At 49.4% G+C, this 26,087-nt stretch carries 19 protein-coding genes and 1 tRNA gene; 12 read left to right on the forward strand and 8 right to left on the reverse strand.

Translation table 11 applies throughout. From position 1 onward, the window contains the following. The first annotated feature begins 466 nt into the window (after positions 1 to 466). From lepB to KS4_RS11625, 5 genes are all read left to right on the forward strand, one after another. Positions 467 to 2,104, forward strand: a complete 1,638-nt coding sequence (gene lepB, locus KS4_RS11605; protein ID WP_145078157.1) for a signal peptidase I — start codon at positions 467 to 469, stop codon at positions 2,102 to 2,104. Between the two features lie 479 nt (positions 2,105 to 2,583). After that, the gene (gene ilvN, locus KS4_RS11610; protein WP_234698796.1) at positions 2,584 to 3,210 is read left to right on the forward strand and encodes an acetolactate synthase small subunit; all 627 of its coding nucleotides are present in this window, start codon (positions 2,584 to 2,586) and stop codon (positions 3,208 to 3,210) included. A gap of 249 nt (positions 3,211 to 3,459) precedes the next feature. Further along, the gene (gene panD, locus KS4_RS11615) at positions 3,460 to 3,864 is read left to right on the forward strand and encodes an aspartate 1-decarboxylase (protein ID WP_145078158.1); all 405 of its coding nucleotides are present in this window, start codon (positions 3,460 to 3,462) and stop codon (positions 3,862 to 3,864) included. A gap of 106 nt (positions 3,865 to 3,970) precedes the next feature. Further along, positions 3,971 to 4,432 (forward strand): group III truncated hemoglobin, encoded by a 462-nt coding sequence (locus tag KS4_RS11620; RefSeq protein ID WP_145078160.1) that lies wholly within the window; start codon positions 3,971 to 3,973, stop codon positions 4,430 to 4,432. A 45-nt stretch (positions 4,433 to 4,477) separates the two neighbouring features. Further along, entirely contained in the window at positions 4,478 to 6,121 is a 1,644-nt protein-coding gene (locus KS4_RS11625) for a sensor histidine kinase (RefSeq protein WP_145078162.1), read from the forward strand. Positions 6,122 to 6,216: 95 nt separating this feature from the next. On the opposite strand, the gene KS4_RS11630 is transcribed toward KS4_RS11625, so the two are convergent. Beyond that, positions 6,217 to 6,888 carry an acyltransferase gene (locus tag KS4_RS11630; protein WP_145078164.1) on the reverse strand — a complete coding sequence of 224 codons (672 nt, stop codon included), beginning with the start codon at positions 6,886 to 6,888 and terminating at the stop codon, positions 6,217 to 6,219. Positions 6,889 to 6,963: 75 nt separating this feature from the next. Beyond that, positions 6,964 to 8,298, reverse strand: coding sequence for a glycosyltransferase (locus KS4_RS11635; protein WP_145078166.1), 1,335 nt, complete (start codon positions 8,296 to 8,298; stop codon positions 6,964 to 6,966). Positions 8,299 to 8,681: 383 nt separating this feature from the next. Between KS4_RS11635 and KS4_RS11640 the strand changes: the two genes are divergently transcribed. Beyond that, on the forward strand, positions 8,682 to 9,248 hold the full coding sequence (locus tag KS4_RS11640) for an NADH-quinone oxidoreductase subunit B (RefSeq protein ID WP_145078168.1): 567 nt from the start codon (positions 8,682 to 8,684) through the stop codon (positions 9,246 to 9,248). A gap of 509 nt (positions 9,249 to 9,757) precedes the next feature. Here KS4_RS11640 and KS4_RS11645 read toward each other — a convergent pair. The 4 genes from KS4_RS11645 to KS4_RS11660 form a co-directional block, all read right to left on the reverse strand. After that, positions 9,758 to 11,332 carry a glycoside hydrolase family 13 protein gene (locus KS4_RS11645; protein WP_200761195.1) on the reverse strand — a complete coding sequence of 525 codons (1,575 nt, stop codon included), beginning with the start codon at positions 11,330 to 11,332 and terminating at the stop codon, positions 9,758 to 9,760. A 330-nt stretch (positions 11,333 to 11,662) separates the two neighbouring features. Further along, a complete protein-coding gene (locus KS4_RS11650; protein WP_145078172.1) occupies positions 11,663 to 13,573 on the reverse strand; it encodes a DNA repair protein RecN in 1,911 nt (636 codons plus the stop codon). Positions 13,574 to 13,831: 258 nt separating this feature from the next. Continuing rightward, on the reverse strand, positions 13,832 to 15,397 hold the full coding sequence (locus tag KS4_RS11655; RefSeq protein ID WP_145078174.1) for a calcineurin-like phosphoesterase C-terminal domain-containing protein: 1,566 nt from the start codon (positions 15,395 to 15,397) through the stop codon (positions 13,832 to 13,834). Between the two features lie 160 nt (positions 15,398 to 15,557). After that, positions 15,558 to 16,790: a hypothetical protein gene (locus KS4_RS11660; protein ID WP_145078176.1), complete on the reverse strand. Its 1,233-nt coding sequence runs from the start codon at positions 16,788 to 16,790 to the stop codon at positions 15,558 to 15,560. A 526-nt stretch (positions 16,791 to 17,316) separates the two neighbouring features. Here KS4_RS11660 and KS4_RS11665 point away from each other — a divergent pair. Continuing rightward, the gene (locus KS4_RS11665; protein ID WP_200761196.1) at positions 17,317 to 18,588 is read left to right on the forward strand and encodes an MFS transporter; all 1,272 of its coding nucleotides are present in this window, start codon (positions 17,317 to 17,319) and stop codon (positions 18,586 to 18,588) included. 13 nt (positions 18,589 to 18,601) lie between these two features. On the opposite strand, the gene KS4_RS11670 is transcribed toward KS4_RS11665, so the two are convergent. Further along, a complete protein-coding gene (locus KS4_RS11670; RefSeq protein WP_145078180.1) occupies positions 18,602 to 19,201 on the reverse strand; it encodes a glycerol-3-phosphate responsive antiterminator in 600 nt (199 codons plus the stop codon). A gap of 201 nt (positions 19,202 to 19,402) precedes the next feature. Here KS4_RS11670 and KS4_RS11675 point away from each other — a divergent pair, with 201 nt between their 5' ends. From KS4_RS11675 to KS4_RS11685, 3 genes are all read left to right on the forward strand, one after another. Then, entirely contained in the window at positions 19,403 to 20,266 is an 864-nt protein-coding gene (locus KS4_RS11675; RefSeq protein ID WP_145078182.1) for an HAD-IIA family hydrolase, read from the forward strand. After that, the gene (locus KS4_RS11680) at positions 20,259 to 21,770 is read left to right on the forward strand and encodes a glycerol-3-phosphate dehydrogenase/oxidase (protein WP_145078184.1); all 1,512 of its coding nucleotides are present in this window, start codon (positions 20,259 to 20,261) and stop codon (positions 21,768 to 21,770) included. Before KS4_RS11675 ends, KS4_RS11680 begins: the two co-directional genes overlap by 8 nt. A 147-nt stretch (positions 21,771 to 21,917) precedes the next feature. Continuing rightward, positions 21,918 to 23,270, forward strand: a complete 1,353-nt coding sequence (locus KS4_RS11685) for a sn-glycerol-1-phosphate dehydrogenase (protein WP_145078185.1) — start codon at positions 21,918 to 21,920, stop codon at positions 23,268 to 23,270. Positions 23,271 to 23,332: 62 nt separating this feature from the next. Here the strand turns inward: KS4_RS11685 and KS4_RS11690 are convergent. Further along, a tRNA-Leu gene (locus KS4_RS11690) sits at positions 23,333 to 23,418 on the reverse strand. Between the two features lie 304 nt (positions 23,419 to 23,722). Here KS4_RS11690 and KS4_RS11695 point away from each other — a divergent pair. Continuing rightward, positions 23,723 to 25,048: an aspartate kinase gene (locus tag KS4_RS11695; RefSeq protein ID WP_145081608.1), complete on the forward strand. Its 1,326-nt coding sequence runs from the start codon at positions 23,723 to 23,725 to the stop codon at positions 25,046 to 25,048. A gap of 46 nt (positions 25,049 to 25,094) precedes the next feature. After that, a complete protein-coding gene (locus KS4_RS11700) occupies positions 25,095 to 26,066 on the forward strand; it encodes an AEC family transporter (protein WP_145078187.1) in 972 nt (323 codons plus the stop codon). Positions 26,067 to 26,087: the final 21 nt, after the last annotated feature.

A 26,087-nucleotide genomic window follows, 5' to 3' on the forward strand; every position in this document is an offset into this window, starting at 1 on the left:
CTCACCCAAATCAGCCCGGATCGCACAAAATTTCGTTCCAACCTTTCTTGCGCGCGCATCTCGCTCTCAGAAATTGGCTATTTCTTGCAAAAAACGAACCAAAACGCACGATTTTCAATCAAAATCATCCATTTTCAGATCATTTCCGCCCATTTCCGAAATTCGCAAAATCCAATGACTCACAATCCACATCCTCTGCCCCGTCAAACACTTACAGCAATTTATGTCGATAAATCGGAATTTCTGTGCGCACATGCCCTCTCGATGGAACGCAATCACCCCAAAACTAAAACTGTCCGGCGCGCACAAATTCTGTGCGCCGTCGTACTTTTTATATTGTTCATTATCAAAACATGAATTACCTATTTTACGCCCAAGTCGGCCACATCATCGGTTACAATCCCCCCCAGAAGTTGGATTGCTCCCAACAAAGACTTTTCCGGCCTGTACCTCCTGAGGATACCGCATGAGCCTCGCGATTCTTTCTCGTAAAAACAAAGAAAAAAACAAGCCGCAGCCCAAAGAAACAAAGCAGCAAACCGCTTTGTCACTTGTCTTTATGTTCGCCTGCGTCCTCATCTTCCACGCCATCGTCTTCCAGCCGTTCCAGATCCCGTCTGGCTCCATGGCCCCCACACTCCTCGGCAACCACCTCCGTACCACCTGTGAGCAATGTGGTTACACCTTCAAACTCGACTCACATATCAACCCAAAACAAATCCGCTCAGAGCCACGGATCATCTGCCCCATGTGCAGTTGGCCCAACCAAGTCAAAAATGCGCAAGTCTCTGCTGGCGATCGTATTATCGTTCAAAAATTCGCCTATGAATTCACAGATCCCAAACGCTGGGACGTCGTTGTTTTCAAAACCCCACAGTACCTCACTAACCTCGGCGGCATCGAATCACGCGGGCCAATCAACGACTTCATCAAACGCTGCATCGGCTTGCCGAATGAAAACCTCCGCATCCTTGACGGCAATGTATACGTCCAAAAGCTAACTAAATCAGCCGACAATACTTACACACCGGACGGCGATTACAAGATCGCCCGTAAAAATGAAAACCTAACAGCACAACGAGCCATGTTCGTCCCGATCTATTACTCGAAATACATCCCGATCGACTCGGGCAAAGTCAAAGAACGCGTGGTCAATATGGGCGGGACCCGCCAAGCATTTTATTGGTCACCGCCATGGGTACCGACCGAGGCTGATAAAGAGCAATGGGATGTAAACAAAGTTCGAAGTTACACTTACAAAGGCTCAAAACCATCGACGATCACCTTTGATTTCAAGAAATCAGGTGCGTTCAACATTTTCTCGATATACCCGTACAACCAGTTCCGTCGGCCGTTCTCCAGCCAACACCCCATCGAAGATATCCGTCTCGCCGTCACCGTTGAGCCAACCAACGGCCCAACCGAGGTGACACTCAGCACGACCGGCCGCTGGGCCGATGGGTTGAGCCAATTGTCTGCCAATATCAGCGATAAAGGGCAGATATCACTGGTTAAGGCGAACGGTGAGACGCAGCAAATTGAAACCATTGCGTCAGCCATCACGACACCGATCAAGTCTAACACTCGATTAGAGCTATGGTTTGTCGATCAGCAGCTCACACTCTGGCGAGATGGTGAGATCATCATCAAAGCTGAGTACGATTTACCGCTGGAAACACTTAAAAACAGGGCTGCAGCACCGTTAACACCCCAGGTATCGATCACGGTCAATGACGCGGTGAAGCTGCATGATGTACAGCTTGATCGTGATATTTATTACACGGACAGGCCATTGAATCGCGTGGCTAGGGGCGGGTTACATCGCGAGCGTGGTCAGGGGAACCGCGTGATAGAAGATTCTAACTTGCAGATAGGTGATGCGGAATTCTTCATGGTGGGTGACAACACACCATGGTCAAATGATTCGCGGTTTTGGGATGACACCGAACCTTGGGTGAGCGCGAATTACATGTCCGGTGACAGGCAACGTGACCGCGGGATCGTGCCGCGTGAGCTGCTTGTGGGTAAGGCGATGGTGGTGTTTTATCCCGGCACATCCAGCATCATCAAGCCTCAGTTTGGTGACATGCGATTGATCAACTAAACCCTGTTCATACACAGGTTTCCAACAAGTGAAGTCTGATTTTAAATCGCTAATATTTGCGTGTTAGCCAAGACGCAAAACATAGTATTCCACGTCATTTTCCACACGGAGCGTTGAAATTTGGGCGCGAAACCCTAATTCGTACGCACCAACAGCGCGTGGGTGTGAGGCTTGAAGGCAGATGTGCGGAATTATGATGCAAGGTGGGTTTGTGACAGTGGTTACGTGCTGGAAAGCTGGGTAAGCGTCGTTACTGAGCTGATTCGGGGTGGTATTACGGGTTATCGAGAACGAATTGAGATTAGCTCGGAATGCAACTAATCAACAGGTTTTCAACATAAACACGCATAAACCCTTTTATAACAGCACTTATGGCTAATTAACGCGGAAATGACTGTGCAATAGGGTGTATCCACAAGTGAGAAGCGATAAGGGTTTGTAATTGCCGATGGGTAGCGGTTGGGGCTATGATGCGAGTTATGTCAGAAGAAAATGCAATGCGTCACGTGATTGCTGCGCTCGTCACAAACGAGCCCGGCGTCTTGTCCCAAGTCGCGGGTATGTTCGCAGCTCGTGGTTTTAACATTGATTCACTGGTCGTAGGTCGAACAGACACGCCTGAGATTAGCCGCATGACGATTGTGGTGACGGGTGATTATTCGATCCTCGAGCAGGTACGTAAACAGTTGGGGAAACTGGTACCTGTAGTGAAGATTGTTGAGTACCACGATGTGCCGTTCGTTGAACGGGACTTACTGCTGGTACAGGTCTCGACGAAGACGGATGTTGGGCCTGCGGATAAACGTGAAGAAATCATTACGCTGGCGAATCTGTTCCGCGCGAAGGTCGTGGATGTATCGCCTGACCAGTTGATGATTGAGATGTCTGGGCCTGAGGCGAAGATTGAAGCGTTTATCGAACTGCTCTCGCCATACGGGCTTATTGAGCTGGCGAGGACGGGTTTGATTGCGATGCGTCGTGGGAATTTGTCACAGTTGAATCGGCCTGCGATCGCTCAGGCGATGAGCGGGTTGGGAAGCCGAAATCCTGATGCGTCGAATACGGCGAAACCTGACATTGATCCGAGTGATCTGCCTCCGGGCTAATTTTGGGTTGATATAGATTAAAAGCATAAAAGGCTGCAAACGTGGGTTTGCAGCCTTTTTTATGGCTGGGCTGATGATGGTGAGGTGGTAGGGCTATGTTTTTGATGAACTACTGGGGGCGTAGAGCGTATATAATGAGGTCGATGAATTAGGGGGTTTCGACATTGCGGGGAGATTGACTAGAATGATCGGTTCGTATGAAACAGGGGCTTGAAAGCTCCGAAGATTGAAATTCGCCTGAGGTGAAGTATGCTGCGAAAAGTATTGCGATCAAAGATACACAGAGCAACGATCACACAATGCGATCTGCATTATGTGGGATCGATCACGATCGATGCAGATTTGCTGCACGAAGTGGATATTCGGCCAAACGAAACGGTTTGGATTTACGATATTGATAATGGGGCGAGGCTTGAAACGTATGTGATTCGCGGCAAAGCAGGCAGTGGGATCATCGGGATCAATGGTGCGGCTGCACGGTTGGTTGAGAAAGGTCATCAGGTGATCATTGCGAGTTATGGTTTGATCAATGATGTGGCTGCGGATTTGGATAATCATGTCGCGAAGGTGGTTATCTGTGATGCTGAGAACAAGGTTGAGCAGCGACTGACTTATGATTCACTGATTGATGTTGCGGAAGATGCGGCGGTTTGATATTTACTGAGGCTGAGTGCGTGACTGAATATTACGATGGTTATATTGCGGCTTTTCGGGTGCCGTCCGAAATAGTCGTGATATTTGCATGCGCATAGGATTGATTATGAATCAGTTTGAAGAAAACGAGATCAACTTGCCGTTGACGGAACGCAAGGGCAAAGCATTACGAGCTGAGTCGATCAGCGAATCATCTATTCGCAGGTTAGTCTTTACGTTCTACGATCGGATACAGGGGCATGCGAAGTTGGGGCCTGTTTTTAGTGAACGGATTTCGGACTGGACGCCGCATTTGGAGAAGATGTGTGACTTCTGGTCGTCGGCAACGATGCGAACTGGTCGATATTCGGGACGGCCATTACCGGTACATCGCGGTATTCCGGATTTGACCGCTGAGTTGTACCACGAGTGGTTGGCTTTGTTTTATCAAACGACATCTGAAGTGTTTACTGAGTCGGATGCGGCGATCTTTAATGCGATGGCAACGCGGATGGCTCAGAATATGGTGCATGCGTTGGATCTTGGGCAATTGTGTGTGCCAACGGGAAGTGGTTTGGATGGCGCGTAGAAAAACCGATGCTAGACTTATCAATTTAATTTACAATGATTGTTAATGAGCAAGTCTGTACGTCTGACTCTTGCGAATAAATGTCTACTCCTGTTTGGTGGAGCGGTTGTGCTGATTCTGGCATCGGCGCTGGTTGTGGTTGCGCTTCGTATGCAGACGTTGGTACAGCATGGGCCGAAGAAGCGGGCGCGGGATTTTGCGAATGCGTATATTGCGGATGAAATCCAGTTGGGCAGCGCACTGAAGTCAGCGAGGGATTTGCATACGGTGTTGCCGCCGGATGAGGATTTGAAGCTTGTATATCTGCCGCGGGGTGAGTTTTCATACGTTGAAGATGAGGATGAGTTTGTCGAGAGCGCGATCGAATACTTTCAGTTACGGGCGGGTTCAACAGAACGGTTTACCACGGCGGTGGATGCGGATAACGAGCGGTACTACCGGTATATCAGAGCGATCAGGCGATCGGATTTAGCGACAATTAGAGGAGGAGCGGCGGCAGGGTTTCGGCCGATGGTTGAGGTGGGAATTGCGAACCCGCTTGATGGGATTCTATTGATTGATTTGCGCGATCCGGATGCCCCGGTCGAGCAGGCAGTGAACATTATTTATCTGACGGCTGCGGGGATTGCGTCGGGGTTGCTGGCAATCTTTGTGTTCTGGTATATCACGACGAGGTTGATTTTGTCGCCGATCCGATTGCTGCGTGATTACGCGGGTGCGGTCTCTGAGGGGAACTTAAACATCAGGTCGGATATTAATACGGGTGATGAGTACGAGCAGTTATCAGATATGTTTAATCATATGCTGGACAATATTCGTAAATCGGATCAGGATTTGCGGTCGATTAATAAATCACTGGATTTGAAGCTTGGCGAGTTAGCAGAATCTAACATTGCGCTGTACGAGGCGAACAAGATCAAGGGTGAGTTTTTAGCGAATGTTTCACATGAGCTTAGAACGCCACTGAATTCGATTAACGGGTTCGCGGAGGTTTTAGCGGAAACGTTTGCGGAGTCGATATCGCCCGCGGATGAGAAGCGAAAACGATATATCAACAATATTATGAAATCGAGTCGGCAACTGCTTGATTTGATTAATGACTTGTTGGACTTGGCGAAGATCGAAGCGGGGCGACTGGAGCTTCATTTGTCTTCGGTATCGGTGAGTGATATGACAGAGGGCTTGATTAACTTGATGCGGCCACAGGCGGAAAAAGCGCAGATAGGATTAGAGCTTGATGTACCGATGAACTTGCCGACGGTCCATACGGATGCGGGCAAGTTGCAGCAAATCTTGTTTAACTTTCTGTCGAATGCGATTAAGTTTTCACCTGCTGGCGGCAAGGTTACTCTAAGCGCTGGATTGGATGAGGAGGATGGGAGTGGGCGAAAGCAGATGATGCGTTTTGCGGTCAGGGATGATGGGCCGGGGATTGCAACGGAAGATCAACTACGGATTTTTGAAAAATTTACGCAGTTGGACACGTCAACAACACGGGAATATGGGGGAACTGGATTGGGGTTGACGATATCGAAAGAACTGGCGGATATGCTTCAAGGCGAGATTACACTGGATTCGGATACGGGGCGTGGGGCAGAGTTTGCGATAATAGTGCCGATGAACCTTGAGCGAAAGGTTGTGCCATTGATGCCTGATTTGAGGGTGGATAAACCGGTGGGTGAAGGGTAAATATTGAGGTCAGACGGGGATGAGGGATATGCCAGACGATCGCGTATCGCCGGTGGTTGGGGTTATGCATTTTCTCTAACTAACTTATGGATAGACTATGCGGCTGGGCGAAGGCGGAGCGATGAGGTCTGATTTTCGGATTTGGATTGACTTGAAGATGTGGGATTGGCTTTGGGTTTGGGGATGACTTTGACGGAACGCGCGGGGACACCGACGACTTTGTCGTGAGGTTTGATGGGTTTGGTCACGACGGAGCCAGCACCGACGATTGTGCTACGTCCGACGTTGTCCATGATAACGGCATTTGCGCCGATCCATGAGCCGGAGCCGATGATGACGCGTGTGTAGCAGACTTCTTGTTCGTGTCTATCTTCGCTGGTATGTGAGCCGTGTTGATGACGGCCGGAGAGGATTTGGGAATCGTCGGAAATGTAGGAGTGGTGACCAATATCGACGAGGCCGATGGATACATGGCGGCCGATACATACTGCTTCACCAATGCGAGAATCGGGTTTTGAGATGATGGACATGTAACCGAAGCAGACGTCTTTGCCGCAGTGTGCGAGAGTTTGTTTGTAGAAGGCGTAGCGAGCGTAGACGCCGACGAGGCCGGGGATTGCGGCAACAGATTCGGCAGCGAGGGAGAAGGCTCGGTTTTTATCGATAATTTTTGAGGCGATACGGTAGTTAATGAGGGTAGGCGCGGCGCGAAGGAGGCCAACCATCTGGGCGGCGAGTTTCAGTTTTGGTTTGTATTTGCTGTCCATGGGTATGTTCCTCGCGGTGGTGAGCGGTTTGTATGTGTTATATCGGTTGTATGGAGGGAGCGTTTTAGTGCGATATCATGCTGCGGCGATGAGAGAGGGTGTATGCATGGAAGAGGGGATTTTAAAGGGCTGATTGGTGAGTAGTGAATAAAGGAGGGCGGTTTTCTCGGACCATGATTCGTTGTGAAGGCGTTGACGAGCATGGGTATGATGCGGATCTATGCCGACACGTGAGCGGAGCATGGCAATATCGGTGAAGGCGTGGGGATCTGAAGCGAGATCACAGGCATCACACCAGGCGTGTGTAGCGGGGAGGTTGCGACAGATGACGGGCTTGCCTGTGGCGAGATATTCTTTGAGCTTAAGGGGCTGCATCGCGTGTGTGACTGGAGCATCGATGTAGGGCATGACGAGGACGTCGGCGGCGTGTGCGAAGTGAGGAAGGAATTGGTATGGGATGTTGCCGGTCATAGAGAGGCCGGGAACAGCGAGGCCGGTGGGGCCTTCACCCATAAGTTGGTGAAGCCGCGGGTTGGGTTTAGCTTCGGGGCCAGTGAGGACGAGTTTACCCCCTGCTCTGCGAGCGGTGCGTGAGAGTTGATCGACAAAATCGAGGTCGAGGCGTTCATCGATGAGGCCCCAGAAAAGGAAGATCGGGCCGTTAATTGATGAGAGCCAATTGAGTTTGGCGGCGATGTTGCTGGGGAGGTTTTGAGTGTGGGTGGGTGGTTTTGACCAATGATCGAGATGTATGCCGTGGGTTAAGAGGCGGGTATCGGTGCGACCCATCGAAGCGATACGTGAACGGAGCGTTTGAGAAACGCAGATAATCTGGTCGACATCTGAGACGAGTTGACGTTCCATGGTGTCCATAACGTGCTGATCACAGCCGGGCCATTGTGAAAAGTCATCGACACAGTAGTAAACCCATTGGGCGGGAAGTTCGGGGACGAGGTCAGCAGTGATGGGAAGTGTGGTGAGGATGATGCGATGGGTGGCGGGGGATTGTGAGGGGTGTATGCCGAGGTTTTGCCAGTTTTGATTGATGGCTTTTGTGAGACGTGATTTGTTGAAACGGCGTTGCCAATCGCTGCGGAAACCGGGATACATGAGGGGGGAAATGACCCTGGGCTGCATAAGAACTGAGGAAGATGAGGTGGGGGGGGATGTGGGCGGCTTGGAGCGATGGATTAGTTTGCGTGCGGCTTTTTTCAGGTCTTTGCTGGAGAAATTGATTGACCGCGTGCCGATGGTGTTGACCCAGAGGACGGAATGGATGTTGTGTGAAAATTGGGTATTGGTAAGCAATTCCCGGATGAGATGTTGAGAACTAGATGGATGTTGTGCCCAGTCGTCAGAGAGGACGGTGATGTGGATAGGTGCCGAGTTTTTGGGTTGATTGACGCTCATAGTGTAAGGATTACATCGAATGAGAGGCGGGAAGGTCTGAAGAGGGGCGGCTAAAGCCCGATAATGTGGGGTCAGGCGGGGGTGAAGGTTGCAGTTTTTTATAAGCGGTCTATGATTTTTAGAGCGTCTTGCGTCATTATTTATGCGTTGACCTGAGGGTCGATTGCGTCAGTAGAAGGTATTTTATCGATACTTTACTGCTATTATTCACAGGCAAGACCTAATATATATTCATGCAAACTACTCTAGTTGAAAGAATTCACCCCACGGGGAGCGGATTGGGGGTTGATGAGGTGGAAGCGGCTGAATTTTGCAGAAATTCATGGTTCGACGTAACTTATGGATGAAATTCAGCGAATGACCCTTGTAAAAAGGTATTTGATATGGGCCTTGAGAATCTGATTCGTGATGGCGGGTTTATGACGACGCAATTACAGCGTGTTGTGAACTGGTCGCGTCGCAGCTCTGTGTGGCCGATGCCGTTTGCGACGGCGTGCTGCGGTATTGAATTGATGGCAACGGCTTCGAGTCGTTATGACTTAGCACGTTTTGGTGCTGAGGTGATGCGATTTAGCCCGCGACAGGCGGATTTGCTGATTGTGGCGGGTCGCGTGTCGATCAAGATGATGCCAGTGTTGCAGCGAATCTATGAGCAGATGACTGAGCCGAAGTGGGTTGTATCGATGGGTGCGTGTGCATCGACGGGTGGTTTGTTTGATGCTTATGCGACAGTACAGGGCGTGGATCAGTTCTTGCCGGTGGATGTGTATGTGCCGGGCTGCCCGCCTAGGCCTGAGACGCTGATTGAGGGGATCATGGCGATTCAGCGTGTGATTGATGCGGATGGTATTCGGATGGATCAAGGGAAACGCGAGCCGCTGAATATTGTGGTTGAGCCAAACTATGATGTGAAAGACCAGCCTGTGGAATTGAGTGTTGGGAACACTTAATTCGAAACATTGAAAGAAAAATCATGGAAGCTGAATGCATTGCGTTCAGCTTTTTTTATGATTAATAACATGACTAAGGTGACAGGATATAGGTTTAATGATTGATAGGCGAGGTGGTAAAAATATTGCTAAATAAATGATTTGAACATTGTTGATTCGGTGGGGGGGTGGGTGCATAAGATTCTGGTGAATACGAAAGAAAGTTCGGGTCAGCCGGGCAAAACTGACTGAACCGATTCACATTTCACTACCGATGCTGAAGACCTAGCGTGACGCGGACCTCCACCGCGTCACGTTTTTTTTTATCTTCCCCCCCTGTTTCGCAAGCGGGAAACGTAAGCAGTTGCAGGCAATCACCATCAAAGAACGATACCTCCTCTTGTTTCTAAAGCGAGGTTTAGAGGTGACTGCAAGCTATTGCGTGTCTTTGGATTTTGCTGATCTTGTAAGGCGCGCCGCGAAGTGTCGCGGCGGCTACGCTATGTATCTTTGATTATTCTAATCGCTGATTAGTGAACGCGTTTGAGGGAGTTATAAGTGTTTGGGCTGGGGTAATCGGGGGTGAGGATCGCTGCGGAGTATGGGGGGAGTTTGATGTCGATGAAGCCGACATGGGTTTGATGGCGTTGGCCGGTGAGGAGGTCTTTGAGTTGGATGTTGGCGGCAATCTTGGGTGAGCGGTGAGGGACGAGTTCAGTGATGGTCTCAGAGGTTGGGTTAATAAAAATGAAGGTTTCTTCTTCGATGCGATCAGTGTATCTGCGGAACGCAAGGGCGCGTTCGGTATCGAGGAAATTGATTTCGCCGACCCGGAGTGCGCGGCGAGATTGACGCAGATCAATGAGTTGTTTTGTGAAATCGTAGATGGGGTTTGAGTCCGAGAGGAGATCCCATCGCATAGGTGCGCGGCAGGCGGGATCACCGCCACCAGTCATGCCGAGTTCTGTGCCGTAATAGAGACAGACGGCTCCGGGGAGGGTGAACTGCATGATCTGGGCTAACTGTCGCTTAGCCTCATGTGGGAAGTCGTGACGGAGACGTGCGGTATCGTGGTTATCGAGGATGAGCCATGATCGGAGTGCGGCGTGCATGCCGATGTCGGCGTACATTTGATTGAGGAATCGGGCGGCTTGTTGGCCGGTGATGCGGTTTTGGAGGAGGTAGAACATGATGTGCCGGGCATGAAAGTTCATGACGCCGTCTTGTACGTCTGTCCATTGCGAGGGATAGTTCCAGAACTCGCCGACAATACAAGATTGGGGGTTGGCACGGCGTGCGGCTTCGCGGATCTCATCGATGTAGTTAAAGCCGAGGTCGTAAGCGACATCGAGTCGCCAACCGTCGATGCCGTCGCGGATGTAGGATTGAACGACGGAGGATTCGTCTTCCCAAAGGAGTTGACGGAGTTCGGGGTTTTCGAGGTTGAGTTCGGGGAGGTTTTTGGCGTTATACCAGCAGCGGAAGCCGTGCTCGTACTTATCGTCGATTAGATACCAGTCGCGGAATTCTGAGTTGGGGTTCTCGATTGCGTCTTTAAAATATGGGGAGTTGAAGCCCATGTGATTGAAGACGCCGTCGAGCATGATTTTCATGTTGTGGTTGTGGATATCGTTGATGAGTTGTGAGAGATCTTCGCGTGAGCCGTATTCGGGACTAATCGTAAAATAGTCGGAGGCGTCGTATTTGTGGTTTGTGGCTGCGGAGAAGATGGGGTTGAGATAGAGGATGTCAGTGCCAAGCGATTGGATGTAGTCGAGTTTGGTGCGGAGTGACTGAAGGTCGCCGCCCCAAAAATCATGCTGATGCATGCGCATACCATCGGCATCATGCACGGGTTTACTGGTTGGATACTCTGTCCATTTGCGGAGTGTACGGGGCGAGTCGTAAAGCCCTTGCGAAATTTTATCGTTGAGGTTTTTCGGGGGTACGAAGCGGTCAAGATAGACGTGATAGACGAGGGGTGCGCATCGCCAATCCTGTTCACGAACATCGAGAACAGGAGCGAGTTCGCGGTCGTTGCGATTTGAAAAATCAGGCTGAATAGGCGTATCGACGTTTAAGGGAGAGGTAGTTGGTTCGCTCATGGTGCTACTCGGGTTTTTATCGTTTGTTGGGAATTGTATCGCGTTGACTGTTGGGTCATGATGCACAAATGGGACAGCACAATCAGTTGCTACTGAAACTGTATGCAGGAAGCGATACATTCGTGGGTGTTTTGGTTATGGCGCAGTCGTAGAAGTCGCTGCGAGTGTTTGTAAAGGTGGGATTGCATGCCTTGGCATTGCGGTGTCACGCGTTAATCGTACCCGGTAGTGAACGATTAACAGTGATATTATCAGAAAATATGAGGAATGGAAGGGGGAATGAGTGGAATGAATGGTGAGATCGACTGATGATTTGAGAAGGGGGTGAGATCAGGCTTGGGCGGTTTCGAGGAGTTCTTTGGCTTGTTTGAGGGTGGTCGGGGTGAGGACGTGGCCGGAAATCATTTCGGCGAGTTCTTCGACGCGCGGCTTGCCATCGAGATGCGTGACGGTTGTTGAGGTTTTACGGGACTTGCCACGGCCGGAGATGGACTTTTCGATGCGGAGATGGCGGTCGGCAAAAGCGGCAATCTGCGGCAGGTGCGTAATACAAAGCACCTGCTGATCCCCCATATCCCCCACATCCCCCCCCTGTTTCGCAAGCGTCCCCCCCCCAGTTGCGCAAGCGAGGTTCGAATGCGATGGCAGACAGTTCTTTTCATTTTGTTTAGCTGAAGCTTTTTGATTTTTCTTCCGGGAGTACTTTTTCGTTTTGCGATTTTGCTTTGAGGTTGTGGGAGCCATGTTATGGGCGAGGTTGTGGAGTTTTTGGCCGATGACGGATCCGAGACGGCCGCCGATGTTGGCGTCGATTTCATCGAAGACGAGAACGGAGATGCGATCGGAGGAGGCGAGGATGGATTTGAGTGCAAGCATGATACGTGAGAGCTCACCGCCGGAGGCGATTTTGCGGAGTGGTCGAGAGGGTTGGCCGGGATTTGTTTTGATGAGGAAATCGACGGAGTCGAGGCCGGTGGAGTTGAAAGCATCGAGTGGGTTGTCGGGGTTGGGTTGAGCGGTATTGATCTGAATATCGAGGATTGCTTCGGACATGCCGAGGTCGATGAGCTGCGATTCGATGAGAGGTTTTAGGTTTTGAGCGGCTTCAGATCGAGCGGCGGTGAGTTGATCGGCTATGGCTATGAGTTGATTAGACAAATCGGCAATTTGTTTGTCGATGTGGGTAAGATCTGTGTCTTGTACGTAGAGTTCTTCGAGTTGTTGGCCAAGAGTGTTGCGATGATCAATGACGGCTTGAACGGGGTCGTTGGTGAGGGTATCGGCGGATTTTGCGTATTTATGGATGAGGCGATTGAGCTGATTTAGGCGAGACTCGATATCGGTCGCTTGCTCGGGGTTGGCGTCTAAGCGCGAGATGTAACGAGATAGTTCAAAGGAGGCTTCCTGGAGGGTGATGGTGGCAGTGCGGACTTGTTCTTCGAGTGGTTCGAGATCGGAGTCGAGTTCGGTGAGGTTACGAAGGAGGTGGGTCATGATTTCAAGGCGGGAGATGATGGCGCTATCTGATTCGTAAAGTGCGGTGTTGATATTGGACGCATCGGCGTGGATTTTTGATGCATTTTTAAGAGTTTTATGCTGAGCTTGCAGTTCTGGGAACTCGCCGACGTGGGGATCGACGTCATCGATCTCATTGGCTTGAAATTCGTAGAGGTCGATTTGCTGAGCGCGAAGCGATTGAGACGTGATTAGTTGCTGTTTACGGGAGAGGAGATCACGAAGGGTGTTGTAGTTTTCAGTGAATTGCTTACGAAGTGTGGTGACATCTGCGAAATTGTCGACGATGATAAGTTGATTAGCAGGCTTGAGGAGGAATTGATGATCGTGCTGGCCGTGGATGTCGACGAGGTGATGGCCGATTTGTTTGAGCATGGTTGCGGTGGCGGGTAGGCCGTTGATTGAGATGGCGGATCGGCCTGAGGGGAAGAATTTGCGTGTAATGAGAAGAGGCTCGGCCGGTTCGAGAGGTTGATCGGCCAATTGCGAGATTGATTCGAGGGTTTGAGGGTCTTTGACTTCGAAAAGGCCGGAGACGCGAGCTTCTTTGGCGTCGGGGCGAACCATGTTTTTCGTGGATTTGAGTCCAAGTAGAATCTCGAAGGCGCCAAGGACGAGGGATTTACCAGCGCCGGTTTGGCCGGTGAAGGCATTGAGACCACGTGAAAGCTCGATACGAGCGTCTTCGATAACAGCGAGATTAGAGATGTGTAGTTCGCGAAGCATCCTTGCAGACCTCTGATATGGGGAGGGTGAAGCGATCCGTCCAAACACCTAACATACGTAAGTATAGTAGGTATCGGGGCAATTGTCGATAGGTTTGTGTTAGGGTATTGCTTAAATCTGGTATGTAGATGACAGGATGGTGTCAGTGCCCTGCTCTATTGGGATTGGATATGAAAACGAGCCAGCGTATGGCTGGCTCGTTGGGTGGATCAAATTAAATATTGAGCGTGATATTATGCTGCGTAAAACACAGGGTGATTATTCGATGACATTGAAGAGGAAATAGGCTTCGTCGGTTTGGTCGAACATGTCGGTAGTTTTGACGTGCAAGGTATAGATGCCGGGCGTGAGGTTGGCGGGGAGGTTGATGGTAGCGAAGTGATCGGATGGGGTTTCGAGCGAGAGAGAGTTATCTTTGGGGTAGTGGCCGTCTTTGTGACGCTGAACGTTTTCGAGGTGGTAAGGGTCGATGGTTTTGGTTGGGGTCGCGAGCGTGAAATCAGATTGATTAATGACGCGTGCGTAGGTAATGTTTTTCGTTGAACCGCCGAAAATGTTGATGGTCGCGATGGCGGTGGCAAGATCGGCTTGTTTGATTTCGCGCGGGAGGTAGATTGAGAGTTGCTCGGATTCCGGACGGCGAGCGGAGATGGTGCGAAGCTTGTAGGCATTGTTTGAAATGGTCATGAGGTTGTAGGCATTAGGCGAACCATCACGTTGTGTCGCGAGGGGCGTGCCGTAGGCATCGTATTGGCCACCCCACCAAGTGCCTGAGCTTGTGGAGGCAACGAGGTGATGGTGTTCTGGTGATGCGGCTTCGGCCCAGCCTGATTGTGAGTCGAAGAAGTCATGGCGTTGGAAGTGGCGGTGGGCAGATGCAGAAAAGGTATTGGGGTAATCTTTGATTAGATCGAAAAGTGCGAGGCGAGATTCTTTATTGATGTTAACGAGTGGGATATGCATGAGCGGGACAATGAGCATGTCTTTGGGGACGTATTTGAGGTCGTTTTTGATGAATTCGCGTTGTTTTTGGTCGATGTGGCCGCTGTAACCTTTTTTGTTTTGGATGCCTTTGTATTGAACATCATCGAGGACAATGTAGTGGACGTTGCCCCAGTTGAATGAATAGTAGTTGGGGCCGAAGGCGGCGAGCCACGTTTCCATCGAATGTTTGTCGGAAGAAACGTTGAAGTTGATGTCGTGGTTCCCGGGGATTGAGTAGAAGGGGATGCCTAACTGAGAAATAGAGTCTTTGTAGTGTTTGTAGATATCGAGCGCATCTGCGGCGAGGTCACCGAGGGCAACGCCGAAGGAGGCTTCTGTGCCGATGAGTGGCTCAATGAAATCATGACGGAAGTAGGTCATGCGTTTGTAGTCACGGACTTGGGGATCGCCGAAGATGAGCATTTTGTAGTTGGCTGGTTCGTCTTGCTTGTAGAGTGGGAAGTTGAGAGATTTGGGCGCTGGGCCTGTAGGGGCAACGCCGTCGTATTTGAGTCCGTCGGGTGAGCCTTCGGGGCGGTGGATGTAGTAGAACTCGGGGAAGTTTTTGTCGGAGACTGGTGTCATGAAGCCAGAGGGCTTGATGACGAATATGGCATCTGTATCATCGGTGATGGCGAGTGTGTATTGGCCAACCGCGTTGGTTTGAACGACATCAATACCGTTGGAGACGGAGACATTAGGGATGACGGGTTCATCTGTGTCGAAGAGGCGGTTATTGTTGAGGTCTTCGAAGACGATGCCGGTGATGGATTGTGCGGTGAGGGTGGTTGCGATTGAGGTGGTGGCGATGAAGGACGATAGCAATGATGTGTATTTCATGACCTGTTCTCGTGGATTGGTTGGCTGGATTGTTGGTGTTGTATGTAAGGAGGCATGATCATGATAAAGTGAATGAGTGAATTAATCATTAACAATGGTGATGGTATTTAATAAAAAAACCCCGCAGAAGCGAGGTTTAGTGGTGTGTTCGGTGAATTATTTATTCAACATCGAAGGGGATGAGTGCGAGCGGGACGGGAAGACATGAGGCGCCGGGGGGCGTGAAGAGAACTTCAAATTCTTGGATTTCTTTTTCGGGATCTGGTGTTAGACGCTGAATGATGGCAGCTTCGGGATAGCGTTTAAAAGTGAGGCGACCTTTTTCGGTTGGGGCGAGGACCGTGCCTGCGGGGAAATCGCCTTCGGTGACACCGGCGGCGAGGCCGACATTGCCACACCATTTTGAGTTGAGGTGTTTGTTGCAGAAAACGAGAGCCAGGCCGCGACCGTCAGTTGATTTCCACTTGACGCGGATTTTGTAAAGGGTTCCGTAGTGGCCACGGTTTTCACCGATGGTGCGTTGAATCTGGTCGTAGCCGGTGATCCAGCGATCATATTTGCCGTCTGCAACGATGACTTCCTTGACGCCTTCGGCGGTGTCGTAGACATAGTCTGGGTCGGAAGGTGTGGAAACGAAGTTTGAATTAAGGAATGTGCCGCGACCTGAGCCGGAGTGAGACCAGCCTTTGAGCTTGCGTGGGTGCTTGGGGAGATGATCGATGATGGTGAGTGAATCGTCTTTGACATCGGTTTGAAAGACGGTGACTTCTGCGGGTTGATCGATTTCGAATTCATACCAGCCATGTACGAGCATGTCTTTTTTCGTGACGACTTTGTCCATGTTGGGGTCGATAACCATGCGCTGGCCGGGATTGAGATATCTAACTTCTGAATAGGGGTTATTGAAGTTGAGGAAGTCACGCATGGCGTTTGCGGCGATGACTTGGTAGTAGCCGCCGGGATCGGGGAATGCGTATCGACGGAATTTGAATGAAAGGACGTCGGAGCCACGATTTTCGATCACGGCTGATATTTTTTTGACGGGGTTGTCCGGTGTCGGGACGTGATAGGTATAGAGACGGACGATGCCGGGCTGAACACGTTCTTGAAGCGCGATGCCGTCACCGGTACGGAAGTATTCGGGCATGTCGGAGAGGAGGAATTGCGTCTGGGGTGCATCGGGATCGTTGATGCGTTTCATGGGGATTGAAGGATAGATTTTGGTATCAAATGCGAGTTCATCGACACGAAGAATGCTGCCTTGATGTGCTGCACGGATTTGGTCGCCGAGCGGTGTGATGGGTTGTGGCTCGGTTTGCGCGTGTGTTATCGAAGCGGTGAGGCTGAGAAGCATCGCGGCAAGGGGCATCAATCTGGATTTTGTTTTATACATGGGTGTCACTCTAATATGTATCTTTTACGATCAGAAACGGAGACTTCCTCGCATCAACAATGTGATTCGTGGAAGCATCGCGTGGCTATGGATTATTAAACCATAACCGCATGAATGTGTGACCCGACTGAGAATTGCCAACCATCTGACTTCATGATACTGAATATTGATGTTCTGAAAAACTCTAATATTCAAGTGTTTCCAAATGTTTTCATGATTCTGTGACTAGATCAATACGAACACAAAAATGAGTCGATTATTTATTTTGAGTTGTAAACAATGCCACATGATACTTTTGTGCACAGTGTTTCTTGTAATGTGAAGTACATGATAGATGCATTGGGGTTACATGAAATTGATTGACTATTAGTTGCGCGCATTTATGAGGTAAGATGTGACAATTACTGGAGAAGTGCTAGGCTTGTCTAAGTGAGGGAGATAGGTGGTGGTGTTTGATGAATTTTGAAAATATACGTTTGATTGAACGTGATGATGTTGAAAAGTCGCGTGCAATTGTGGAGTTATGATGCGTGAGATCGATAAAAACCGGACGCTGACATTGTCGTTCATGATGTTTTTGCAATATGCGGTGCGTGGGGTGTGGTTGCCATTTTTAGCGAAGTATTTGGTGAGCCCGGAGCTAGAGGGAGGGCTGGGATTTAGTGGCGCGCAGGTAGGCTGGATATTGGGGATGGCGGGTGCGATGGGTGCGCTAATCGCTCCGTTTGCTGGGCAGATCGCGGATCGATATTTGAATGCGGAAAAAACGCTGGCAGGGTTATTGATCTTCAGTGGGGTGATCAATTTTGCGACGGCTTACACGACGGATTTCTGGGTGTTCTTGGTGTTAAGTGTTTTGTTCTCTATAACGTATATGCCGACGCTGTCGCTGGCGAACTCGGTTGCATTTGCGAACCTTAGAGATACGGATCGGCAGTACCCGATGGTGCGGGCGATGGGGACGCTGGGGTGGATTATTGCGTCTGTAATGTTTTCGATGATTTGGCTGAAAACAGACAATACGTTTTTGAATACACACCGGATTGTCGACGCACTCAAGGTGAGTGGTGTGATTGCGGTCTGCTATGGGGTATGGGCTTGGTTCAGCTTGCCGAATTGCCCGCCGAGTCATACGAAATCGATTGCTGTGCTAAAGGCGTTGCGGCTGATGTGTAGGCCGATGATGGTGCTATTTGTGTTTGCGACGATTGTGATATCGATGATTCACAATGCTTACTATTTTCGAGTGAGTCCGTATTTAGTGGATGCGATTGGGTTTCCGTTATCGTGGACGGGGCCGGTGATGGCGGTGGGATATGGTGTGGAGATTTGGGCGCTTTGGATGTTGGGTAAATATGTCAATCGATTGGGTTATCGCCGAGTACTGCTGATCGGAGTGGCTTCGTATATCGTGCGATTTGGGATTTTTGGATTAACCAGTTCATATGGTTGGGCCATTGTGGGAATGTCTTTACACGGAATCAATTTCGCTTGTTTTATAGCGGTTTCGTTTATGTTTGTGGAGAGGATTGCGCCGACAGACATACGGCATTCGGCACAGACGGTGTATTCGATGATTGGATTTGGCGTAGGGCCGATCTTAGCTGGGTTTTATAATGGGTATTTCGATCGATTCCAAGTCGACGGTGTGCAATCGTATCGAGAGTTTTGGCTAACGGGGATGGTTCTGGCAGCTGTGGTGTTGGTGTTATTGGGGCTGTTCTTCTGGCCACGGATAGAGGCAAAGAACGAGAAACTCGATTCGGATGACCTCGAGTTAGCGGATGAGATGATGTAAAGCTAATGGATGATTAGATGAGATTGAGAGACCAGAGGTCTGGTTTGGATGTTGAGACAGCGGAACAGCCTGCATTGATGATGGATTCGACGGTTTGAGCGGTTTTGATGAGTCCGCCGCCAAGGATGGGGATATCGAGTGAGAGAAAATCTGAGGCAACGTGGGCGGCGGCAATGCCCGGGAGGAGTTCGAGCGCATCAGGCTTGTTGTTTTTGACGATGTGGATGCCGCGATCGAGTGCGCGAGAATCTTGCAAAAAGACGCGGACGATTGCGGCGAGGCCGAGGCGATGAGCCACATTGGTGAGTTGATGGCGCGTGGTGATGATGCCGGTGATACGAGGGAAGGCTGAAGTGAGATAGTTGAGTGCGGCTTCATCGCTGTTGAGTCCTGCGAGCAGGTCGATATTGAGGAAAAGCGGAATTTTTTTCGCGGCGGAGGTTTCGAATGGGGCGAGGATGCGGGCAAGGTCGGAGATTGCTCCGCCTTGTAGAAAGACGGCATCTGCGGCTTGGAGGAGATTGTCGGGGATGTCATTATCCCAAAGGACGGGAATGACAGGTTTACTAAAAGTGATTGCGTGGGGTTTTGATTGCGGTTTTTTGCGAGCCATGGGGTAACGACCTTGAATTTGGATGTTTAGAAGACTATCCTATGTGTAGATAGATTAAATGCAACTGATTACTCAGATTCATTGAGCCATAGAGATATAGAGAAGGCTCCGCGGAATGTGATCCGTGGAGTTTTTGTTTGCGCGCACATATCGGGATGTGGCGTGATCTGGTAATTGAAAAAGAAACCGACGAGGTGAGAGTTGAAGATACAAGATGAGGTACAAGGTCGCTTGAAGGAAGTGAAGCACGTGATTCTGGATATGGACGGCACGATCTATAGGGGATCTGAGCTGTTTGATTTTACGTTGCCATTTCTTGAGGCAATGGGAGCGAATGGGATTGGGTATACGTTTTTGACGAATAATTGTTCACGTAGTGTTGAACAGTATCTGACGAAACTGGACAAGTTGGGGGTGCCGGCAAGTCGGGAAAATTTACTGACATCGATGCATTGCGCGGTGTTTTATTTGCAGAAACATATGCCGAATGCAAAGCGGGTGTATGTGCAGGGGACGAAGGGGCTGATGGATGATCTGGCTGCGGCGGGGTATGTGGTTGTGAATGCAGAGAATGATTCGGGTTGCGAGAAGCCTGATGTTGTGGTTGTTGGGTTTGATATGGGATTGGTTTACGAACGTTTGTGTCAGGCGTGTTGGTGGGTGAAGCAAGGCGTGCCTTACATCGCGACACACCCGGATGTGTTCTGCCCGACGGATGAGCCGACATGGCTGGTGGACTGCGGAGCTGTGACTAAGTGTGTTGAGGCGGCGACAGAAATTGCACCTGTCGCGGTGTTAGGTAAGCCGCATGCATACATGATCAAGCCTATTCTCGAAAAACATGGTTTGAGTGGGAATGAAGCGATCATGATTGGGGATCGGCTAGGAACGGATGTAGCGATGGGGATTAGGGCTGGGACGCTGAGTTGCCTTGTATTAACGGGGGATTCGCAGGTTGAAGATATCGAAAAAATGGGCATTAAGCCGAGCATTGTCGCTGCGAGCTTGAAGGAATTGGGTGAAGCTATTTTAGACGCCAAGAAAAAGGAACAGTCCAATGCGTGAAAATATTGAAGTAAAACGCAAAGAAGCGATTAAAGCAGCAAGTCATGATGTGAAAGATTTGCTCGTAATAGGCGGCGGCATTGTTGGGGCTGGAGTAGCGCGTGATGCGGCTATGCGTGGATTAGATGTGGTTGTCGTTGATAAGCATGATGTATCGTTTGGCACGTCGAGCCGATCAAGCCGATTATTGCATGGTGGTATTCGGTATTTACAACAGATGCGCGTCGGATTGGTGCGTGAAGCGAGTTTGGAAAAATGCGTGATCGGTGATATCGCTCCGCATTTAGCTCAAGGCTTGCGGTTCATTTATCCTGTTTACAAGCATCATCCGCAAAAGATGTGGCAGATGAAGATTGGCGTGAAGATTTACGATTTACTTTGCAGTGGTCGTAACTTTGGTAAATCCGAAAGTGCGAACGTTAAGGGAACACAGAAGTGGTTGCCTAAGATTAATACCGATCAACTGAGCGGATCCGTACGCTACTTTGATGGACTAACGAGCGATTCACGGCTGGTGATTGATTCACTTCGCAGTGCTGAAGCGTATGGTGCGAAGGTGATTAATTACATGCAGGTGGTGAATGCGAAACGTGCGAATGGTTTGTGGGAATGCAAGTTGATGGATCACATGACGGGGCAATCTACGACTGTTAAAGCAAAGACAGTTGTTAATGCGACTGGGCCTTGGTCAGAACAATTCAAACAGAGCCAATTACATCTTCGTCCTTCGAAGGGCGTGCATATCGTGGTTGATCGCGAAAAATTGCCTGTGGACGATGCGGTTGTGATCACCGAAGGGAAGCGGATCTTGTTTGTGATTCCATGGGGCGAGCGACTGATTCTTGGCACGACGGATACGGATTATCAGGATGATATTGAGAAGGTAAAAACGGATCAAGAAGATATTGATTACATTGTTGCTGCTGCGAATTCTGCATTCGATAATCTTGGTTTGTCTCGTGATGATGTCATTAGCCATTGGGTTGGTTTGCGGCCATTGATTGCTGATCCTAACGGTACACCGTCAGATATTTCACGCAAGCACCAAATCTTGCAAACAAAAGAAGGTTGGATTGATATTGGTGGCGGTAAGCTGACGACGTATCGTTTAATGGCAGAGGAAACGGTCGACCTTGTCTTAAAGTACACAACGAAGAAAACTGAGAGATGCCGCACTGCACAGGAAAAACTGCTGGCTAAGGGGTTGGAAGATAAGTACACGGGTATTGTTCCATGTGCGGTAACACGTGAAGCGGTGAACTATTACTGTGATGCAGAATGGGCGAGAACATTAGCTGATGTGATGGTCCGCCGCTCTAGCTGGGTGCATTACTTCGCAGACAACGATGCAATCGCCGAGAAGGTTTCAGTGTGGATGGCTGAAATACTTGGGTGGAATGAAGCGGAACGACAGATTCAGTTAGAGGCTTACCAAGAAACGAAGGAAGTTACGGGAAGCAATAAGCCAATCAATGACGATCAGAAAAGTGATCAAGCAGCATAATATGCCAATCCAATTGATGACGATGAAAGCTCTACAAAGTATTTTGCAGAGCTTTTTTAGTTTTTGATACACAAGCGTACGGGTAGCGAATAAGATCAATATGAAATTTTTGCTTTAGGTTGATAGAAATTGGGTGAAGGGAAACGTATGCAGGAACCATTAAATCTAAAACTATCAGAAGCATTGACTGAAGCGAATGATACAAAATCACTGAGTATTGGTCATGGTGCGATTAGCGAGTTGCCACGAATTCTCAGACGCTATTTCCGCGGCCAACGGGCTGTGATTGTTGCTGATGAAAACACGTGGCGTGCGGCTGGTGATCGGGTACACAAGATATTACTTGATGTTGGGCTTAGTGCACACCACGATGATCATGATCGATTGATTTTAGATTCGGAAGATCTCCATGCCGAAATGCGGCATGTAGAAGCAGTACAATCTTATCTTGAAAGTTTGACGAATCATGTCGCGATTGCGGTTGGAGGCGGCACGATCAATGATCTTGTGAAATTGGCGGTGAGTCAGCTTGGACGGAGTTATGTATGTGTCGCTACGGCAGCATCGGTTGATGGATTTGGTGCCTATAGCGCCTCAATAGAAGTGGATGGGCATAAGCAAACGATCTATTGCCCTGCCCCGCTTGCGGTCGTTGCGGATCTGGATGTGATTTGTAGAGCACCAAAAGCATTGAACGCGGCGGGATATGGTGATTTGCTCGCAAAATATGTTTCTGGCATCGATTGGATCTTCGCAGATGCGGCTGGTGTGGAGGCGATTGATGAACATGTCTGGGGTTTGACACGTGATGAGATTGATCTGTGGACGGGGAAGCCGAAGGGCGTTAATGCGGGCGACTCTGAGCCGATTCGTAATCTATTCAACGGTTTGATTATGCAAGGCATTGCGATGGATGTCTATCAAGACACACGGCCGTGCTCAGGGGCTGAACACCAGTTTAGCCATAACTTAGACATGATCGGCCATCGATATCATGGCGAGATACCCTACCACGGCATGAAGGTGGGGATTGGCAGTATCGCTATGACCAAATTGCAGGAAAAAATGCTGGCTTTCGACCCCAGCGAATTGGATATTGACAAACGATTGGCTGACTGGATGGACAAGGAAACGGCAACACAGCGTGGGCAGGACTTATTTGAGCAACCCAAGCTCAAAGAAGTAGTCGGAAAAGAGTATCCCAAGAAGCACATGAATGCGGCTGAGGCCAGAGTGATGATTGATAAATTGATTACACATTGGCCTGAGACCGTTTTAAGGGCAAAGCCTTGGCATTTGGGTTCTGCAGAATACCAAGCCCGATTGAAGGCGGCAGGTTGCCCGATACATCCAGAAGAGATCGGCGTATCACTCGATTTCGTGAAATCACTTTATTTCAAGGCGTACCATACGCGTGCGCGGTTCACGGCGTTAGATGTGGCGGTACTACTGGGGAAACTGCATGATTGGGTGGATGAGATATTTAATGAGCCGTGGTAATGCGCGATGAGCATCAGATTCATACAATAAAAAACCCATGCGTATCGCATGGATTTTTAAAGTGCCCAGGAGAGGATTCGAACCTCCAAGGGATGTAACTCCCACCACGACCTCAACGTGGCGCGTCTGCCAGTTCCGCCACCTGGGCAGGTGGTTTGTTGGTGAGGAAACAGTATAGAGAATCGGAGATTTTTGTCGAGTTGCAACGCTTCAAATCGGGTTGAATGTGGATTTTTTGATCAAAATTGGGGTGTTAATCACCGATATCGTGTTGTTGGGACGCTATTTCTGAACGATTTGCCTGACTTTTTAGGCCTCAATGTGCATATATGGTGGGAAAACGTACAATTGCATGTCTATGAATACCTGCCTGTGACTCAAAGCGTCGCCAGATTGGGTTGGCGGACACAAGAGCAACGGTCAATATCTCCAAATGGGAAGAGATTACGAAGATGGGAATTAAAGTCTGTAAGTACGGCGGCACATCACTCGCGGATGCAAAGCAAATCCTCAAAGTTAAGTCGATTATCGATGCAGATATCGACCGTAAGTTTGTTGTGCCTAGCGCACCGGGCAAACGCCACTCTGAAGATCAGAAAGTTACAGACCTTTTGTATTTATGCCATGAGCATGCGAAACAGGGGTTGCCGTTTAAAGAAGTATTTGGGCTGATCAGGAACCGCTTTGAAGAGATCATTAAGGATCTTGGTCTAGATTTAGATTTCACGGCAGCTTTAGATCAGGTACAGGTTGGCATCGCCAAGTATGCTGATCGCGGGCCAGATTATGCGGCAAGCCGCGGTGAATTCTTAAATGGCCAGATCATTGCTGCACTATTGGGTTACACCTTTATTGATGCGGCTGAAGTTATTTTCTTTAACGAGAAAGGCCGCTTAGATGCTGCAAAGACGTATCACTCGGTTGCGGCTAGAACGGAAGGTGTTGATCGTGCAGTCATTCCTGGATTTTATGGCACGGATCAGGACGGCTTTGTAAAAACATTTAGCCGAGGTGGATCGGATGTCACGGGGGCGATTATCGCTCGCGGTGTGAATGCTGATGTCTATGAAAACTGGACGGACGTTTCAGGTATTCTCGCTGCTGATCCGCGGATTGTTGAGCACCCCAAAACAATTGAATCACTCACTTACCGTGAGCTGCGAGAGCTTTCTTACATGGGTGCGAGTGTGCTGCATGACGAGGCGGTTTTCCCGGTTCGTGAAGCTGGCATTCCGGTTAATATTCGCAATACCAATCGGCCAAGTGATGACGGCACGTTGATTGTGTCGACGGAGAAAGCACCCAACACGATCGGCTCGGTGACCGGGATTGCAGGCCGCAAGGACTTTACGATCATCGCGATTGAGAAAGCGATGATGAATGCCGAGATCGGTTTTGGTCGCAAGATGCTGGGTATACTCGAGAGACATGGTGTTAGCTTTGAGCATATGCCTTCCAGTATCGATACGATGTCGATCGTCATCTCTGATGTACAACTCGACGGCAAACTCGAAACAATTCTGACCGAGATTGAATCGGAATGCGATCCAGATGCGATTGAAGCGTTGTCGAACGTAGCTCTGATTGCGACAGTTGGCCGCGGGATGTCACACACACCGGGTATGGCATCACGAATCTTTGGTGCCCTTGCAGAAAACAAGTTGAATATCCGCATGATTGACCAGGGTTCAAGTGAACTGAATATCATTGTCGGTGTTGAAGCAACAGACTTTGAGAATGCGGTGAAAGCGATCTATAGCCGCGTGATCGGCGTGTAATGAACATACGTTGATACGACCTCAATCCTAAAGTTCGGATGACTACATGGACGCAAAAACCCTTGAGTTTATGGCGTTTACGCTGTTCAGTTGCTTGTGTTTACTGTCGGGTTATATCGTTCGTCGAAAAAACTGGGCCCATGAAGATCTATCTAAACGCATCCATTTTCATACGATTGTATGGGTTTGGGCATTAGCGGGTTTCTTGTCGATGTGGCGATTCCCACTGCGGCCGCAGGATTTATGGCTGCTTGTGATTGTGCCGCTATGGGTGGCTATCCCGGGATTTGGGGCCATACCGATATGCAAAAAGCTCAAATTCTCCCGGTCGCACACAGGTGTCATTGCATGCGCAGCGGGTATGGGAAATATGGGGTTTACTCTTGGCGCGTATTTGTGCTATTTAATGCTTACAGATCAGGCCGCTGCATTGGCGTACGGTATTGCGGTTGTCTCGATCATGCAGGTAACTTCAATCGTTTTGCTCTACCCGGTTGCAAGACATTTTGGCAAACAGGATGAGGTGGATTTGCCGCTTAGCCGATTGATTCTGAGTAGTTTTGATTTACGTGCGATGCCCTTATATGCCGCCGCAACAGGACTAGCTTTGGCTGCATTTAAAGTACCTGCCCCTGTATTTCTTTGGAATTATCATCTGATTGATGCGCTGTTTTATCTTGGTGCGTTTGGCGCATTATTTGGTATCGGTATGAAGCTGAAATTCCAGAATACAAGGCAGTATTACCAGCAACAATCATTGTTAGTCGGCTTTAAATTCATTTTTCTTCCAGCAATAACGCTCGTTATGATCTATGCTATCAATTCGACACCACTTCAAACCAACACGCTTTTCAATGAGGTGTTGTTTATTGAAAGCACAATGCCAACTGCGTTAATGACGGTGATGATGGCTAACCTGTTTCATTTAGATACACGATTGGCATGTAGCCTATGGTTCTGGAATACCGCAATATTTCTTTGCATTCCATTACCCGTTATCCTTTGGTGGTTTGGCTAAATGATCGTTTATATGAGCGAA

This window comes from Poriferisphaera corsica, from assembly GCF_007747445.1.
Taxonomy (GTDB): domain Bacteria; phylum Planctomycetota; class Phycisphaerae; order Phycisphaerales; family Phycisphaeraceae; genus Poriferisphaera; species Poriferisphaera corsica.

Excerpts from the sequence above, each read along its gene's own strand:
- lepB (WP_145078157.1), top strand. The coding sequence starts at position 467 with ATGAGCCTCGCGATTCTTTCTCGTAAAAACAAAGAAAAAAACAAGCCG.
- ilvN (WP_234698796.1), top strand. The coding sequence starts at position 2,584 with ATGTCAGAAGAAAATGCAATGCGTCACGTGATTGCTGCGCTCGTCACA.
- panD (WP_145078158.1), top strand. The coding sequence starts at position 3,460 with ATGCTGCGAAAAGTATTGCGATCAAAGATACACAGAGCAACGATCACA.
- KS4_RS11620 (WP_145078160.1), top strand. The coding sequence starts at position 3,971 with ATGAATCAGTTTGAAGAAAACGAGATCAACTTGCCGTTGACGGAACGC.
- KS4_RS11625 (WP_145078162.1), top strand. The coding sequence starts at position 4,478 with ATGAGCAAGTCTGTACGTCTGACTCTTGCGAATAAATGTCTACTCCTG.
- KS4_RS11630 (WP_145078164.1), bottom strand. The coding sequence starts at position 6,888 with ATGGACAGCAAATACAAACCAAAACTGAAACTCGCCGCCCAGATGGTT.
- KS4_RS11635 (WP_145078166.1), bottom strand. The coding sequence starts at position 8,298 with ATGAGCGTCAATCAACCCAAAAACTCGGCACCTATCCACATCACCGTC.
- KS4_RS11640 (WP_145078168.1), top strand. The coding sequence starts at position 8,682 with ATGGGCCTTGAGAATCTGATTCGTGATGGCGGGTTTATGACGACGCAA.
- KS4_RS11645 (WP_200761195.1), bottom strand. The coding sequence starts at position 11,332 with ATGAGCGAACCAACTACCTCTCCCTTAAACGTCGATACGCCTATTCAG.
- KS4_RS11650 (WP_145078172.1), bottom strand. The coding sequence starts at position 13,573 with ATGCTTCGCGAACTACACATCTCTAATCTCGCTGTTATCGAAGACGCT.
- KS4_RS11655 (WP_145078174.1), bottom strand. The coding sequence starts at position 15,397 with ATGAAATACACATCATTGCTATCGTCCTTCATCGCCACCACCTCAATC.
- KS4_RS11660 (WP_145078176.1), bottom strand. The coding sequence starts at position 16,790 with ATGTATAAAACAAAATCCAGATTGATGCCCCTTGCCGCGATGCTTCTC.
- KS4_RS11665 (WP_200761196.1), top strand. The coding sequence starts at position 17,317 with ATGCGTGAGATCGATAAAAACCGGACGCTGACATTGTCGTTCATGATG.
- KS4_RS11670 (WP_145078180.1), bottom strand. The coding sequence starts at position 19,201 with ATGGCTCGCAAAAAACCGCAATCAAAACCCCACGCAATCACTTTTAGT.
- KS4_RS11680 (WP_145078184.1), top strand. The coding sequence starts at position 20,259 with ATGCGTGAAAATATTGAAGTAAAACGCAAAGAAGCGATTAAAGCAGCA.
- KS4_RS11685 (WP_145078185.1), top strand. The coding sequence starts at position 21,918 with ATGCAGGAACCATTAAATCTAAAACTATCAGAAGCATTGACTGAAGCG.
- KS4_RS11695 (WP_145081608.1), top strand. The coding sequence starts at position 23,723 with ATGGGAATTAAAGTCTGTAAGTACGGCGGCACATCACTCGCGGATGCA.
- KS4_RS11700 (WP_145078187.1), top strand. The coding sequence starts at position 25,095 with ATGGACGCAAAAACCCTTGAGTTTATGGCGTTTACGCTGTTCAGTTGC.